Annotated in this window: 12 protein-coding genes and 1 tRNA gene; 2 read left to right on the plus strand and 11 right to left on the minus strand. The window is 64.6% G+C overall.

Annotated elements, in window-relative coordinates; all coding sequences use genetic code 11:
* The first annotated feature begins 30 nt into the window (after positions 1–30).
* Together B1756_RS09665 and B1756_RS09670 are read left to right on the plus strand one after the other, a co-directional pair.
* A complete protein-coding gene (locus B1756_RS09665; RefSeq protein WP_086888349.1) occupies positions 31–1,353 on the plus strand; it encodes a glycosyltransferase family 2 protein in 1,323 nt (440 codons plus the stop codon).
* Positions 1,354–1,371: 18 nt separating this feature from the next.
* Positions 1,372–2,733: a glycosyltransferase family 4 protein gene (locus tag B1756_RS09670; RefSeq protein WP_086888350.1), complete on the plus strand. Its 1,362-nt coding sequence runs from the start codon at positions 1,372–1,374 to the stop codon at positions 2,731–2,733.
* A 19-nt stretch (positions 2,734–2,752) separates the two neighbouring features.
* Here the strand turns inward: B1756_RS09670 and B1756_RS09675 are convergent, their stop codons facing one another.
* From B1756_RS09675 to B1756_RS19640, 11 genes are all read right to left on the minus strand, one after another.
* Positions 2,753–3,490: a hypothetical protein gene (locus tag B1756_RS09675; RefSeq protein ID WP_086888351.1), complete on the minus strand. Its 738-nt coding sequence runs from the start codon at positions 3,488–3,490 to the stop codon at positions 2,753–2,755.
* 3 nt (positions 3,491–3,493) lie between these two features.
* Positions 3,494–4,612, minus strand: a complete 1,119-nt coding sequence (locus B1756_RS09680; RefSeq protein ID WP_086888352.1) for a glycosyltransferase family 4 protein — start codon at positions 4,610–4,612, stop codon at positions 3,494–3,496.
* Positions 4,609–5,799 carry a glycosyltransferase gene (locus B1756_RS09685; protein WP_086888353.1) on the minus strand — a complete coding sequence of 397 codons (1,191 nt, stop codon included), beginning with the start codon at positions 5,797–5,799 and terminating at the stop codon, positions 4,609–4,611. Before B1756_RS09685 ends, B1756_RS09680 begins: the two co-directional genes overlap by 4 nt.
* A 294-nt stretch (positions 5,800–6,093) precedes the next feature.
* Positions 6,094–7,218 carry a glycosyltransferase family 4 protein gene (locus B1756_RS09690; RefSeq protein ID WP_086888354.1) on the minus strand — a complete coding sequence of 375 codons (1,125 nt, stop codon included), beginning with the start codon at positions 7,216–7,218 and terminating at the stop codon, positions 6,094–6,096.
* Positions 7,215–8,405 (minus strand): glycosyltransferase, encoded by a 1,191-nt coding sequence (locus B1756_RS09695; protein WP_086888355.1) that lies wholly within the window; start codon positions 8,403–8,405, stop codon positions 7,215–7,217. Before B1756_RS09695 ends, B1756_RS09690 begins: the two co-directional genes overlap by 4 nt.
* Positions 8,402–10,372 (minus strand): alginate lyase family protein, encoded by a 1,971-nt coding sequence (locus tag B1756_RS09700; protein ID WP_086888356.1) that lies wholly within the window; start codon positions 10,370–10,372, stop codon positions 8,402–8,404. The genes B1756_RS09695 and B1756_RS09700 overlap by 4 nt, the downstream gene beginning before the upstream one ends.
* A gap of 95 nt (positions 10,373–10,467) precedes the next feature.
* Entirely contained in the window at positions 10,468–11,757 is a 1,290-nt protein-coding gene (locus tag B1756_RS09705) for a nucleotide sugar dehydrogenase (RefSeq protein ID WP_186336442.1), read from the minus strand.
* Complete coding sequence (gene wecB, locus B1756_RS09710) at positions 11,754–12,881, minus strand: non-hydrolyzing UDP-N-acetylglucosamine 2-epimerase (protein ID WP_228434311.1); 1,128 nt, start codon at positions 12,879–12,881, stop codon at positions 11,754–11,756. The genes B1756_RS09705 and wecB overlap by 4 nt, the downstream gene beginning before the upstream one ends.
* Before the next feature lie 801 nt (positions 12,882–13,682).
* Positions 13,683–13,756 (minus strand) — tRNA-Lys (locus B1756_RS09715).
* 148 nt (positions 13,757–13,904) lie between these two features.
* A complete protein-coding gene (locus tag B1756_RS09720; RefSeq protein WP_086888357.1) occupies positions 13,905–14,582 on the minus strand; it encodes a DUF7119 family protein in 678 nt (225 codons plus the stop codon).
* 106 nt (positions 14,583–14,688) lie between these two features.
* On the minus strand, positions 14,689–14,838 hold the full coding sequence (locus B1756_RS19640) for a hypothetical protein (RefSeq protein WP_186336443.1): 150 nt from the start codon (positions 14,836–14,838) through the stop codon (positions 14,689–14,691).
* Between the last annotated feature and the right edge of the window lie 72 nt (positions 14,839–14,910).

A 14,910-nucleotide genomic window follows, 5' to 3' on the forward strand; every position in this document is an offset into this window, starting at 1 on the left:
TCGCGCCCTGTGAAGGCCGGACGATACACAATGACGCAAGTGACATACGCCGATGGACGGATCGAACAGGAGGTCTCGGTGTCCACCGACGATCCCGTCGTCGGCATGGTGCTGACCCCAGACCGTGGTGCGACCGTTCCGGCGGCGATCCTCCGGGCCCGACAGCACGGCTGGCACACTATCGTCACCACTACCGATCCCGACCTCGAGTGGTTCGCGGTCGTCCAGGAGATGGACGACGTCCTGACGGTGTCGCCGACGGATCTCGATACCGACGGTGTCACCGATCCGTGGGAAAACCTCACGCGGACCGCTCGATCCGCTGGCTTTCCGGGAGTGGTGGCCCACTGCGATCCGACCGTTCCGGTCGACTACGACGCGAGCGCACAGCGCCTCGCCGAGACCGACCGGTACAGCGTCGAGGCAGTCGCGACGCCGCCGGTCGACACGGAAGCAACCGTTCTCGCGGCGATCCCGGCGTTCAACGAGGCGGCGGAGATCGATACCGTCGTCTCGAGCGCACTCGAGTACGCAGACGAGGTGCTCGTCGTCGACGACGGGAGCACGGACGGGACGCCGTCGATCGCTCGCGAGGCCGGTGCCACGGTCGTCGAACACGAGCGCAACCGGGGGTACGGTGGTTCGTTGAAGACGATCTTCGGCCAGGCGGCTCGCTCGCAGGCCACACACCTCGTGATCCTCGACGGTGACGGCCAGCACGATCCGGCCGACATTCCAGCGCTGGTCGACGCCCAGCGCGATTCGGAGGCCGAACTCGTAATCGGCAGTCGATTCGCACCGGGCTCTGAGACGTCGCTGCCAGCGTACCGGCGGGTCGGCCTCTTCGTCGTAAACGTCCTGACGAACCTCAGCCTCGGCGTCGTCAGGCCCCGCTCGTGGGTGGGGGATACCCAGAGTGGGTTTCGAGCCTACGACAGACGTGCGATCGAATCGCTCGCGATGGACGACTCGATCGGCGACGAGATGGGTGCGAGCACGGACATCCTCCACCACGCCCACAGCCACGACTACCACATCGACGAGGTCGGAACGACGATCGACTACGACGTCGACAACGCCAGCAGCCAGAATCCCGTCACCCACGGGTTACACCTCGTGGTCAACATCCTTCGGACGGTCGAAGAAGAACGCCCGCTCTCGAGTCTCGGCCTTCCCGGATTCGCCAGTACCATCGTCGGTGTCGGCGTCGCCTACCTGACGATGACGACCTACATCGACGCAGGGACGTTCCCGCTCGGACTCGCACTGGTGTCGGTGTTTCTCACTCTCGCCGGCATCTTCGCGTGTTTCACCTCGATCATCCTTCACTCGCTGAACCGCCACGTCGATTGACCGACTCCTGTCCAAGACATGCTCCTGACACTCCTCGATGCACTCGTCGACGGAATCGTCTCCAGTTCACACGCTCGAACTGACGACACGGGCGACGACCCGAACGTACTCGTCGTCTCCCAGAAGTATCCGCCCGAGAACGGTGGCAACGCCGCACGAATCGGTGACCTGACCCGGCACATGACCGAAGACGCCGACGTCACGGTGCTCGCTCCACCGCCGTGTTACCCGCCGACCGCGTTCGAGTGGTCCTGGAAACGCGCTCGTACCGAAACCCGCGACGGTGTTCGGGTCCACCGGCTCTGGGCCGTCCAGCTTCGCGGGACCGATCCGTCGTTTCTCGAGCGGATGGCCTACTACCTCACCTTTGCCGTCCACGCGTGCCTGTGGCTCTGCTGGCACCGCCGGGAGTTCGACGTCGTGGTGACGACCTCGCCGCCGATCTTCACCGGCTTTGGGGCCTTTCCCGTCCACCTGCTCGGGTCGATCACGTGGGTCGTCGATATCCGCGACCTCTGGATCGACGTCTCGGCGGACCTCGGATTCATCGACGACGACGGCCTCGCCGCCCGACTCAGCCGCCGCTATCGCGAACTCGAGTTACGTCGGGCGGATCTGCTCACCGTCACCTCCCCTGGAACGACCGAGCAGTTACGCGAACAGTACGACTTCGAGACTCCGGTCTCGCTCGTCCCTAACGGCGTCGATACGCGACGGTTCAGGCCTGCTGGCGACGTCGCGGTCGACCGCGAAGCGTCCGACCGCAGGCGTTCTACCCACACCCACCCCGAGGTGGCAACCAGCGGCTCGGGTGCCTCGCAGGCCCCGACCGAGGTCGACCTGATCTACACCGGTAACCTCGGTTACGCACAGGACCTCGAGACCTGCATTCGGGCGCTTTCTCACACGGAGCGAGCGGTCACCCTCCGGATCGTCGGCGACGGCGACCGGCGAGACGCACTCGAGGAACTCGCTGTCGAGGTGGGCGTCGACGAGCAGGTCGAGTTCACGGGACTGGTCGATCGCGAGACCGTCCCGGATCTGCTCACCGACGCCCGGATCGGCCTCGCCCCGCTCGAGGACCGCGAGTCGCTTTCCTACGCGGTGCCGACGAAACTCTACGAGTACATGGCCTGTGGGCTGCCCGTCCTCGCGACCGGACGCGGCCAGATCGAGCGTCACGTCGACGACTCGGGCGCTGGCGTGGTCGCGGCCGACGATCCGGCGGCTGTCGCTGCGGTGATCGACGACTTGCTCGACGACGAGCAGGTGCGCCGCGAGTACGGTCGCCGTGGCCGCGAATTCGTCACCGACCAGTACGATCGACGTGCGATCGCCCGGTCGTTCGCGGCCGACCTCGACCGACTCTCGTCGACGTGATCGGTCTCGAGGCTTTCGATTAGAGCCCTGCGAGGTCGGGGTGGCCGGGGTCTTCGACCACTTCGGCTCCGTTTGCAACTCGGTCGCGTTTTGCCTGCCACTCGCTGTGCCGGACGAACACCCGAACCGGAACTTCCTCGAGGCCGAGCACTTTCGACATGGTACATCGGTGCCAGCCGTCCCAGAAGATAAACTCGCCGTCACGAGCGACGTTGACCGAAATTTCGTGAAGTTCTGGGCAGTAGTAGGCCCACGTGTGCCCCATCTCGTTGTCGGTCGATCCGTGAATGAGCTCTCGCTGGGTCGTGTACCCGTTTTCGCGGATGTTCTCGAAGACGGCGTCTAGCCCCGAACACCGCTCGTAAAACTCCTCGGCGCTCTCACAGCCGTACAGCGTCAACCCCTGATCTTCGATTTCGCTCGTCACGCGCTGTACCCAGGGCGTTTCCTGCCAATCGGCCCCCTCGAGGAAGTGTTGTTCGAATGAGACGTACATGTCGTGATCTTCGAACCGGCTCACCTGCCGGTCCCAGTCGCCGTCCTCGACGAGACAGACCGCAGACGAGCGGTTCCGGAACCGGGATCGTCCCTCCTGTAACAGCTCGATCGTCGCTGGGTCGACCCACTGGAGCTCGAACGGATCGATGGGCGCGTCGTAGCGACGTGCAGTCGTCATCCACGTCTGCAGGCTCGCGCGATTTCGTTTGTACAGTGAGTAGAGGAGATGGAGTCGCGACCGAAATACGTCCGGCACCATTAGTTAAGACACTGAACCGACTGCAGTTAACAATTTTGCTCCGACACTCGACATCGAATTATCCTCTGTGACCCGTGTACGAGCTGCTTGCCCGATTCGAGACCGCCGATCGTCGTCTGTCAGTAACTCGCGGACGGCCGTCGCGATCGCACCCGATTCGGTCGGATCTGCGACGACGCCGGTCTCGTCGTGGTCGATCTGGTCGACCATCCCGACGGCATCGTTGGCGACGACGGGCAGTCCCATCCCCTGAGCCTCGAGAACGGCGTTCGGATAGCCGTCGAGGTGTGAGACGTAGACGAAGACGTCGGCGGCGGCGTACAGCGAGGCGACGTCGTCGACGAATCCGGCGACGGTGACCCGCTCCCTGACGTCCGCCGACACAGCGCATTCGACGGTCGTTCGAAGGGCCTGCTCGTACTGGCCACCGCCTGCGACCACGTAGTGGGCGTTCGGTCGCGCCTCGAGGACGCCCTCGAGTTCGTCGAGTGCGGTGTAGACGCCTCGAAACTTCCGTTCGAACGAGAGATTGGTCACGGTGAGCACGAGTTCGTCACACTCGACGTCGGGCGGAAGTGGGGATTCGGCTCTACCGGATCCAGTGGCTGGCGAGTTAGCGGTCGGATCGAACGCCTCCGGTCGAAACGGAACCGGGACGACCGCGACGGACTCATCCTCGAAGACGCCGCGATCGACGTACCGGTCCCGGAGATCACTCGAGACGACGATCGCACCGGTTGCGGTCTCGAGAATCTCCTCGCTCAGGCGTTTCGAGACCTGCCAGCTCACGTAGCGACCGTAATTCCCAGCGTTCCAGGCGCTCTCGAGGCGATCGGCGATCAGGTCGCCCGTCCGGTCGCCAACCAGACGCATCACGAGTGGGACGTCGTGACGGGCTGCGAGGCGGGCCGTGAGCACTCCCGGGAGTTCGTACAGGTCGAGCAAGACGACGTCCGGTTCGAACCGTTCGAATCGGTCGGTGAGTTCGCAGTAGGCATCCCGGAGCCGCTGTGTTCGTGACCGTGAGGGGTCGATCTGGATCGTCGAGACCGTCGCATCGGTCGTCTCGAGCGGTTCGGTGAGTTCCCACGGCCGATGTGAGGTGACGACGAGGATCCTCACGCGTCGATCGCCTCCTCGTGGAGCGACTCGAGTCGCTTCGCGTGAGCATCCCAGGTCCACCCCTGCTCGAGCAGGCGCTGGTATCCAGCCGTTCCCATCTGTCGCTGTCGCTCTGGCTGGTCACAGAGAGAACACAGCACGTCTCGAAGCCGATCGGCGTCTTTCGGGGGGACGACGTACCCGGTCTCGCCGTCGGCGACCTGTTCGGGAATCCCGCCGACGTCCGTCCCGATGACGGCCGTGCGGGCGGCCATCGCCTCGTAGATGACCGTCGGCCGTCCCTCGCTGTGACTCGGGAGCACGAAGACGTCGGCGATGGCGTACAGTCTCCGGAGTGCGAGTGGCGCGAGGTCGTGGTGGACCGTCGTCTGTTCGGTCAATCCGTGGGAGACGATCTCCCGCTCGAGTGCTGGTCGACGTCGTCCGTCGTGACCGACGAAGAAGACGTGAACGTCCCGTCCGTCGATCGCTGGAAGGACGTCGATGAGTTCGTCGATTCCTTTTTTCGTGGTGAACCGACCACAGAAGAGCACGATCGTCTCGTCCGCCGGGAGGTCGAGTTCGCGCCTGATGCGATCGGCAGACCCGGTCGGGAATCGGTCGGGATCGGCACCGATCGGGACGACCGTCGACGTTGCAGTCGGACAGATCCGGTCGACGCGGTCTGCGAGTGCCCGGCTCACACAGAGGACGCCCTCGCTCTCACGAAGCGTCCGTCGGATTCGAGCCTGAACGGTCCGGGAGAACCTCGAGAATTCGTTGATCAACGTCCCCTGCACGGCGACGAACAGCGGGAGGTCGTGTCGATCACAGTACTCGAGCATACCGAACCCGTCCGGATACACGTGGTAGGCGTGGACGAGGTCCGGCACTGGGAACGTCCGCTCGACGTACTCGGGGACGCGTCGAGCGTACGAGCGCCCGGAGAGCCCGTAGAACAATCGCTTCGGAAGGAGGTAGAAAAACCGTGGATGGTGAACCTCGTACCGTCGGGTCTGTGCGATTCGTGGGATCCGGCGGTACTCGGCGTAGGGACCGAGTGGCGGGGCGAACGGTCGGGGGGAGACGACGTCGACGGTCGTCCCACGACTACACAGCGACCTGATCGACCGTGCGTTGAAGATACCGTGATACGGGTCGATGACGTCGGGATGGGTCGCCGTCACGGCGAGTGCGCGATAGCTCATCGTCGTCTTACCGACCCCTCGAGCTGCGTAACGTAGCCCCCCACCGGGCTGTCTGATCGGCCTTGCGGTCTGCCGAACGAGTACCGGCCGGTGCCTGCCTCCAGCGTCTGACCGCCCTGGGCCGTGTCCACTGTGAAAGTGATTCGAAAGACGCCGTATCCTTCCTCTTTGCGTCTTCCCCTGCCCCACCACAGAGTCCACTGCTCCCCAGGATTGTCCGCGCCGGTGTCCCCCTCGAGTCAGTTATTTGTTTCCGCATCTGTCTGTTTGTGTTAAAACACTCGTTTTCCGTACTCATCTGGCGCTTCTGAGTCGGCACAGCGCCGACACCAGTTGGGTACCAATGACCGAAACCGCGTTTTCCGTGTCGACTCTGTTTCGAGCGTTCTCCCCGAGTCGACGCCCTTCGTCGGGTGACTCGAGGAGTCGTTCGACTGCGTTTCTGAGTGCTCCAGATTCGTCGGGGTCCACGAGCAGACCTGTTTCACCGTCCTGAATCTGGTCGACCATCCCAAAATCCTCGTTGGCGACGACGGGCAGTCCCATCCCCTGGGCCTCGAGGACGGCGTTCGGATACCCGTCGAGATAGGAAACGTAGACGAAGATGTCCGCGCTCCGGTAGAGGCTGGTGACGTCCTCGACGTAGCCAGTGACGGTCACCCGTTCGCGGATGGACGGCGGAAGACGTTCTATGACGTCGCGTCGAAGCCGATCCTCGAAGACCCCCCCGCCGGCGATTACGTACTCGAGGTCTTCGTGGGTTCCCAAGAGCGGCGTAATCTCCGAGAGGATCGTCCGAACGCCGTCGTACTTGCTCTGGTACTTCAGATTCGTCACCGTCAGGAGGCGGGTTCTCGGTTCTGCGACCTGTTCCTCCTGAACCAACTGTCTACGGTTCGTATCGACGGTGTTGCCACCGTCGGAGAGCGTCTCCATCCGGAACGGAACCGGAACGACAGCGACGCGTTCTGGGCGGAACGTGCCCCGCGAACACAGCGTCCGTTTCAGGTCCGTAGAGACGACGATCGCACCGTCTGCGTTCGAAATCACCACCGAACTCAACAGGTACATCAGCCTGTAGACGAGTTCAGATCGTCGATCACCCGACGCACGAGCCGACTGGATCTGATCGAGCAAAACACCTCCCGTCCGGTCGCCGACGAGCCGAACGACGACGTTCGTCCGGGCCAGTCGGCTGAACAGGAGGGTCAACAGGCCGGACACCTCGTAGACGTCTACGACGACGATATCTGGTCGATCACCTCGAAACTCTCGGTACAGTCCGCGAACGGTATCGATCGTCCGCTGGACCAGCGACCGCGAGGCGTCGATCTCGAGGGTCGTGACGGATACGTCGGTCGTCTCGAGCGGTTCGGTGAGTTCCCACGGTCGGTGGGAGGTGACGACGAGCACGTTCATCGATCGATCGCCTCGCGGTAGTGTCGATCCAGTCGGGCGGCGTGGTCGGTCCACGTCCACCCGTGGTCGCGCAGTCGCTCGAGGCCGGCCGTGGCGAAGGTCTCACGCTGCCCTGGGTCTGCACACAGCAACTCGAGTTCGTGGGCCAGCGCGTCGGGCTCACCGGGTGGGATCACCACGCCGGTTTCGCCGTCGGTGACCTGTTCGGGGACGCCGCCGACGGACGTCGCGAGCACGGCTGTGCGGGCGGCCATCGCCTCGTAGATGACCGTCGGCCGTCCCTCGCTGTGACTCGGGAGGACGAAGACGTCGGCGACGGCGAACAGTCGCCGTAGCGCGAGCGGGGGGACGTCACACATGACGGTCGCCCGGTCTGCGAGCCCAGCGTCGACGATGGCCGTCTCGAGCGGGACGCGGCGGTCGCCATCCCGGCCCGTAAAGAAGTAGTGGGCGTCGGTTTCGGCCAGCGTCGGGAGGGTCTCGATGAGGTCGTCGACGCCCTTCTGTCGGCTGAAGTGTCCACAGAAGAGCACGACGGGGCTCTCATCCGGAATGTCCAGTTCGTGGCGAATCTGATCGGTCTGGTCGGTCGGGAATCGACTCGGATCGGCACCGATCGGGACGACTGCGGTGTCTGCGTCCGGACAGTACTCCCGGACTCGTTTCTCGAGTGCGTCGCTGACACAGAGGACGCGTTCACACGCACGCAGCGTCGCACGGATCTTCGAGCGAACGCCGCGACTGTACGATTCGAACTGGTTGAGCAAGGTTCCGTGTGCCGTCGCGAACAGCGGGACGTCGCGGTCGTCACAGTAGTCGCTGAATCCGTAGGCGTCGGGGTAGAGGTGGAACCCGTGGACGACGTCAGGCCGGTCGAACGTCCGGTCGGCGTACGCCGGCACGCGGGATGCATACGAGCGGCCGGTAAGTCCGTATCCCAGGCGTTTCGGGATTGCATACAGGAATCGCGGATGGTGGACCGTGTATCCCCGGGCTGGCGACGTTCGGGGGATGCGTCGGTACGACGAGTACGGGCCGATCGGCGGCGCGAACGGGCGCGGAACGACCGCGTCGACGGTCACGTCCCGATCGGCGAGCGCCCCGATCGACCTGGCGTTGAAGACGCCGACGTACGGATTGACCGGATCTGGATGATTCGTCGCGGCAGCGAGGAGTCGGTAGCTCATCGTCGTCGACTCTCGGTTCGGAGGGGCTCGATGCGATCTTCGGCTGGCAACTCACCGTCCGTTCGGAGCACGTACCTGCACGTCCTCCCGTGTTCGACCTCGAACTCGAGTGTGGTCCGTTGCTCACGGACACCGAATGCCGGATAGTACTCACTCGCGACGGCTCGACTCGCGGCATCGGTCGTCAGGACCGAGACGAAAAGCTGCGTGCGAGCGGTATCGTCGGTGGCAACGTACGTTCCCGGTTCGATCTCCCGAACCGTCACGGTGGGATGGAAGTGGAGCCGGCTCGTAAACGGCGTCTCGTCGACCGTGTCCGTCACCAGAACGTGCGCGTCGGCGGCGACGATCGTCCGCCGGTGCGTGTAGCCCCCTGTCCGATCCGCTTTGACCCCCGGAACCGAGCCGACCACGTCGCGGAGTCCTCCCGGTGCCCGGAACCGGCCCTCGAAGCGGGCCGGTTCGGTGGGTTCGTACCGCCGCACCGTCGGGGCCGCTCGAGCCCCCATCGCGTACTGGCCGGCGAGGGCGATCGGTTCGCTCTCACCGACCTGCACGGTGTTGTGGGCGCGGACACTTCGACTGTACCGCCGCCGAACCGTCGGCGCGTACTCGTAGGTTCCCGTGTCGACGATCATCGGCGTCTCGTCGACCCAGAGACAGAACTGAAGCTGATCGTTGTGGGAGTGACCGGGGAGGTGGCGCGGTCCGACGGGGCCGCCGTCGACGAGCACTCGAGCGTCACCCGCTTCGAGCCAGTAGTAGCCCGACGCCGTCGGTGCCCTCGATCCTTCGACTGGCGTCTGGGACCGATCGCTCCCGGGGTCGATGCCGGCGGCGGCCGCGTACGACCGGAGGGTCTGGATCGTCTCGACCTCCTCGTAGACTGCGTCGTTGAGCAGTGGGATCCGACCGTTCGGTGGCTCGAGTGCGTCGAGAAATGCGACACCGTTCGCTGCTGTCTCCTCGATGAACCGGGGGACGTCCCGTCCGGCCTCCGTGAGGACGCTCGCGGCCGTGAGGTATCGACTGACCGTCATGACGTGGTACATGGGGCTGCGTTCGAAGTGGCCACCGTCGTCGAGAAACTGCGTCTCGGTGGCGTGCTCGAGGACGTCGAGGCCGGTTTCGATCCAGCCAGTCTCGTGGTCGTCGAACAGGACGCCGGCGACCACGAGTGCCGCGGCGTTCTCGATCAGGTGGTTGCCACCGACGTCCCACTCGACGTGGTTCGCGAGGAACGCGGCGTTCTTGTAGATCTCGTGGTAGAGCGTCCGTCCGGCGGCCGTCGACCCGTCGTGGCCGGCCCACACAGCGTATCGACACCAGTTGAGGAGCCGAAGCGAGACGGCGTGTGGAATCCACGAGCGACGCAGGTACTGCCGGGTACCGACCGGGTTCGACCCCGCCCAGTCGCAGATCCAGCGGTCGAATCGCTCGTCGAGTCCGTCGCTCGCGTCCGGCCTCCCGTAGCCGAGGACGAGCCACTCGAGCGGTTCGAACGCCTGCAACTTGAGCCGCCACAGCAGCGGTAACTCGGTGAGGCGATCGTGATCCCAGTCCGGAACCGGTCCCTCGAAGTCGATCGACTGACCGAGGAACGTGACCGTTCCCGTCGCCGCCGCCGATGCACCGTCGCGATACCGCGCTCGCGTCGCGTCGTCGAGGGCAGCCCTGTACCGTTCCGTATCACGGGCGATCGGCTCGCGCCGAACGCGAACGCGGGCGGGAACCGTCCGATCGTACCGGCCGTCGAAATCGACCGGGAGTCGAGGGATCACCGCGTGTCTCGCCGTTCGCTCGAGGATTCCGGCGAGCTGGCGGGGCTGCATTCGCAGTGCAGTCTGGAGCGGAACGATACACGACTCGAGGTCGGCGGCCGGTCCGGATCGGTCCGTCGACTCGCTCGCGGCCGTGACGATCGACCGCTCGCGGTCGACCGGCCGCCCGGGTGAGGACTCGCTCACGGTCGATCCCCCCGTTCGTGGTGGTTCGTCGGCTGTGGACGGCTTCTGGAAGCGACACAGATCGGCATCGTCGTCGAAGTATCGAACATGCGCGATCAGATCGTTCGAACCGGATAGCCAGCGTCTTCGAATCGGTCGGTGTCGAGGATCGCCCGCGAGTCGACGACGACCGGCGGCCCGGACGGTTCGTCGTCGAAATCGGCGGGCGTTAGCCGCTCGTACTCGTCGTGGTCCGTGACGATCGCGACGCCGTCGGCGGCGTCGAGAGCCGACTCGAGTGACTCGAGGTCGATGGTCTGGTCGGTCACGTACGGATCGTGCAGGGCGACTTCGACTGGCGAGCGGGGCTCGCTGCCTGTCGTTTCGGTACGTTCCTGCAGGTGTCTCGCCAGCGCGAGGCCGGGACTCTTCCGCGGGTCGCCGACGTTCCCCTTGTACGCGACGCCCAGTACGGCGATTTTCGCCCCCTCGAGCGAACCGAGCCCTGCCTCGAGCAGATCGCCGACGTACGCGACCATTCCCTCGTTGATCGCGCGAGCGCGTTCGATCAGGTCGAGTCGGTCCGAGTCTGCCCCGAGGAACCACGGATCGATCGGAAGGCAGTGCCCGCCGACGCCGGGTCCGGGCTGGAGGACGTCGACCCGGGGATGGTTGTTCGCCAGCGCGATCGTCTCGCGGGAGTCGACCCCGTAATCTGCAGCGATCGTCGCGAGTTCGTTCGCCAGCGCGACGTTCACGTCCCGGTAGGTGTTCTGGACCAGCTTGACGAACTCGGCGACCGTCGGGGAGTGCGTCCGGTGGATCTCACCGTCGACGATACCGTCGTAGAGCGATGCCGCCGCGTCGGTGGCATCGGCGTCGACCCCACCGACGATGCGGTCGTTCTCGAGGAGTTCCGTGACCACGTTCCCCGGCAACACCGTTTCGGGTGCGTAGGCCAGATGGAACTCCTCGCCAGCGCCCAGCCCCGATTCCTCGAGTATCGGCCCGAAGACGTCCGTCGTCGTTCGCGGCGGCACGGTCGACTCGAGGACGACCGTGTCCCCGTGCTCGAGTACGTCGGCGATCGACGTTCCCGCCGCTCGGACGGCCGAGAGGTCGGCGTCGGTCGTCTCCTCGTCGAACGGCGTCGGCACGCAGACCAGATGGAAGTCGGCGGGGACGACCTCGTCGCTGATCGTGAGCGTTCCGCCATCGAGCGCGCGGTGGACGAGGTCCTCGAGTTCGGGTTCGTCGACGTGGACCTCGCCCGCGGCGAGTTGCGCTCGGAGCGTCTCGTCGACGTCGTAGCCGACGACCTCGTGGCCGGACGCCGCGAACGCGGCGGCCGTCGGTAACCCGACGTAGCCCAGCCCGTGGACGCAGATGCGATCGGCTCGGCTCACTGGGCGACCTCCTGGACGGGTGTCTCGAGGAGCGGTTCGAGAATTCGGTCTGTCGCTTTCCCGTCGCCGAACGGATTCTCCCAGTTGCCGACGTCGTCGACGGTTTCGAGCGTTCGATCCAGAATCGAATCGGGATCGGTGCCGGCCAGCCGGTTCGCGCCGACGTCGACGGTCTCCGGACGTTCCGTGTTGTCCCGGAGAGTAACACACGGGACGCCGAGGATACAGGCTTCTTCCTGAATACCGCCGGAATCCGTCAGAACGACGCTCGCCTCGTCTTGCAGGACGAGGAAGTCGAGGTAGTCCTGTGGCTCGATCACGCGAACTCCGTCGGGAACCTCGAGCCCGAACGTGTCGATGGCTTCCTCGGCCCGTGGGTGGATCGGATAGACGATCTCGATCCCGAACTGCGTGGCGACCCGGTCTGCGCCCTCGAGGATGCCAGCGAACCGTTCCGCGTCGTCGACGTTCTCGGCACGATGGGCCGTCATCAGCCCGAACGCGCCGGGCTCGAGGTCGAGATCGGGGAGCACAGTGCTTTTCGCCGCCGCTAGCTCGCGATTCTGGTCGACGGCGTCGACGACCGTGTTCCCGGTGACGTAGATCCGGTCTCGATCGATCCCCTCCTCGAGAAGGTGCGTTCTGGACTGGGGGGTCGGCGCGAAGAGGTACTCCGCGGTGTGGTCGGCGATCACTCGATTCGTCTCCTCGGGCATCGTCCGGTCGAAGCTCCGGAGTCCTGCTTCGACGTGACCGAGGTCGATCTCGAGTTTGCTCGTCGCCATCGTCCCTGCCAGCACCGAATTCGTATCTCCCTGCACCAGGACGACGTCCGGTTGCTCCTCGAGCAGCACCTGTTCGATGCCGACCATCATCTCAGCCGTCTGTTCGGCGTGAGTGCCAGACCCCACCGCGAGGTGGTGGTCGGGTTCGCGGAGCTCGAGTTGGTCGAAAAAGACCGCGTCGAGTGACTCCGTGTAGTGCTGGCCCGTATGGATGACCGTGTGTGGAAGCCGACTCTCTGTACAGGCCCGCAAGAGCGGAGAGAGTTTGATGATCTCGGGTCTCGTTCCGAGGACGATCGCGAGTTTCGTCCCCATACTGGACGCCTCTTCCTCGATCATCGGTCCTCGCTCCGCTGTTCGATCGGTGACCGAGTGGTGTCGATCCGACTGGAAGGCGAGCGATCGAGACTACACCACGTGTGGCGGCGTCCGACTGGATTCCCTGACCGCACCGCCCGATTACTACACATGTTATTCATATTGATTTACCCGTAGACGTGGTTGACTGAACGTAGCTTCATCTACGTAGGTAAAGAAATTAACGAAAATGCGACCGAACTAATTGGGGGTCGACCCGCTCGTTAGCCGTACGCCCTCACAGGAGCCGGTATTGTCGCCGCAAACCGAACAGAACTGGGAACCGCCCACGCCCCCGACGCGGAAGTACGTGTCTCCGCCGACGACAGGCATCACTGGAGGATGCAACTCAGTCGACTGTCCATCGTTGGATCGAAGAAGCCGGCCGTTAGGTCCAAGGTGTTCACCCCCTACGGTGAATGTACGCGCGGTCAGTGGGCCGGCTCGTTGCGTCGGCGAGGCAGTCTGCAGCCGTGGGGACCAGTGCGTGGCAACGACAGTGCGTCCCCTCCTCGCCACCTCACCGGTACGAGCCCCTGATATAAATATTTTGGCCGGAATCGGTCGGATAAATCGATATTTCTCGCCGGCCGGTATCTCTCACCGACTGGCATCTCTCCCTGTTTCGGTGTACTCGAGGGTTGTTCTTGGATCTGTTCGCGACAGGAACGCGGGCCGGGCGCGATTTGGACACACGGTCGGACGTGCTCTCTCAGTTGCGCGCTCCCTGCGTTCGAATCGCTCTGGCCGCTTTGCTCCTCACGAAAGTGTTCGTCGCAAAAGCGGGCCGGGCGCGATTTGAACACGCGACCGTCTGGTTAAAAGCCAGACGCTCTGCCGGACTGAGCTACCGGCCCTCACCACGACCTACCGGTGAGAAGCGGTTAAACGTTTCTTTCTCTTTGCGCCGATCACCAGCCGGCAGTTACAGCTACTGTACGTCGGTTCCGGCGCACCCGCGCCCCGTCCTTCGGTTGGTCCGGTACATCGGTACAGCAAACCGTATCACTCGAAGTAGGTCTCGAGCGCCTCCGTGACGATCTCGCCGGGATCGACGTTATCGAGGGAGGCCTGCTGGCGCAGCAGTCGGTAGACGTCCGGGTCGATCCGGACGTCGATGCGACCGAGGGTGACGTCGTGGTCTGTGAGTGCACGTTCGATCGACGTGCCGTCGTTGACGGCGCTGGCGACGTTTCGCACCTGTCTGACGGTGAGGTCGCCGTCGAGGGTCGCCCACGCGAGCAGGAGTCTGCCCTCGCCGCTGACGCGGGCGATGTGTTTGGCTGCCGTCGGTGCGATCGCCCCGAGTGCGACCTGCTTGCGGACGGCTCGCGGGAGGTCGTGAACGCGGGCCCACTTGCGGATAAACGAGACGGTGACACCGTCACCGGCCCGTTCGGCGGCTGCTTTGTACGATCCTTCCCCGCGAACCAGGGCGGCACAGGCTGCGGCCCCGCGGAGCATGTAGAGGTGGTCGTCTTCGATCGCGCCGTCGGCGAACTGGGCGACGATCTCGGCCGCTTCGGCGAGGCTCTCGGGATCGTCGGGGTCGAACTGGACGGCCTCGCGGGCTCGCTGGCCCGTGACGGTCTCGTCACCCCTGATCACGGGTTCGCCGACGGGAGATTCTCGGTCTGTTGGGATCGATCGCTCGCGCGACCGATCACCGGGTTCGGGAGTCATGTCTTCTCGTAGGGGGGTTGGTGATAAAAAGTCGGTCCCTGTGAGACTCGCCTCGAGTCGAGGCGTGGTGACCGACCGCCAGAGGTACTCTCAGTGGCGTTCGGGGTCACTCCTCGCGTTTCTCCGCGAGGTGTTCCCAGATTTCCGTGCAGCCGGCTCCCTCTTCGAGGTCGTCGAGGTGGGCGTCGCTTCGCTCGTCGGCGGACTCGGCGTCGATCGGTTCTGACTTCCGGTCACATTCGACTACATCGGTCATGACCCACCGTTCGAAGGGTGGTTGCATAAGGGTCGCTTCAGATGCAAGGGATACCCGTGCTGAGTCATGTGG

Source organism: Natrarchaeobaculum aegyptiacum (assembly GCF_002156705.1).
In the GTDB taxonomy this organism is placed as follows: Archaea; Halobacteriota; Halobacteria; order Halobacteriales; family Natrialbaceae; genus Natrarchaeobaculum; species Natrarchaeobaculum aegyptiacum.

Coding starts and splice junctions, on each gene's coding strand:
- B1756_RS09665 (WP_086888349.1), top strand. CDS start 31: ATGACGCAAGTGACATACGCCGATGGACGGATCGAACAGGAGGTCTCG.
- B1756_RS09670 (WP_086888350.1), top strand. CDS start 1,372: ATGCTCCTGACACTCCTCGATGCACTCGTCGACGGAATCGTCTCCAGT.
- B1756_RS09675 (WP_086888351.1), bottom strand. CDS start 3,490: ATGGTGCCGGACGTATTTCGGTCGCGACTCCATCTCCTCTACTCACTG.
- B1756_RS09685 (WP_086888353.1), bottom strand. CDS start 5,799: ATGAGCTATCGCGCACTCGCCGTGACGGCGACCCATCCCGACGTCATC.
- B1756_RS09690 (WP_086888354.1), bottom strand. CDS start 7,218: ATGAACGTGCTCGTCGTCACCTCCCACCGACCGTGGGAACTCACCGAA.
- B1756_RS09695 (WP_086888355.1), bottom strand. CDS start 8,405: ATGAGCTACCGACTCCTCGCTGCCGCGACGAATCATCCAGATCCGGTC.
- wecB (WP_228434311.1), bottom strand. CDS start 12,881: ATGATCGAGGAAGAGGCGTCCAGTATGGGGACGAAACTCGCGATCGTC.
- B1756_RS09720 (WP_086888357.1), bottom strand. CDS start 14,582: ATGACTCCCGAACCCGGTGATCGGTCGCGCGAGCGATCGATCCCAACA.
- B1756_RS19640 (WP_186336443.1), bottom strand. CDS start 14,838: ATGACCGATGTAGTCGAATGTGACCGGAAGTCAGAACCGATCGACGCC.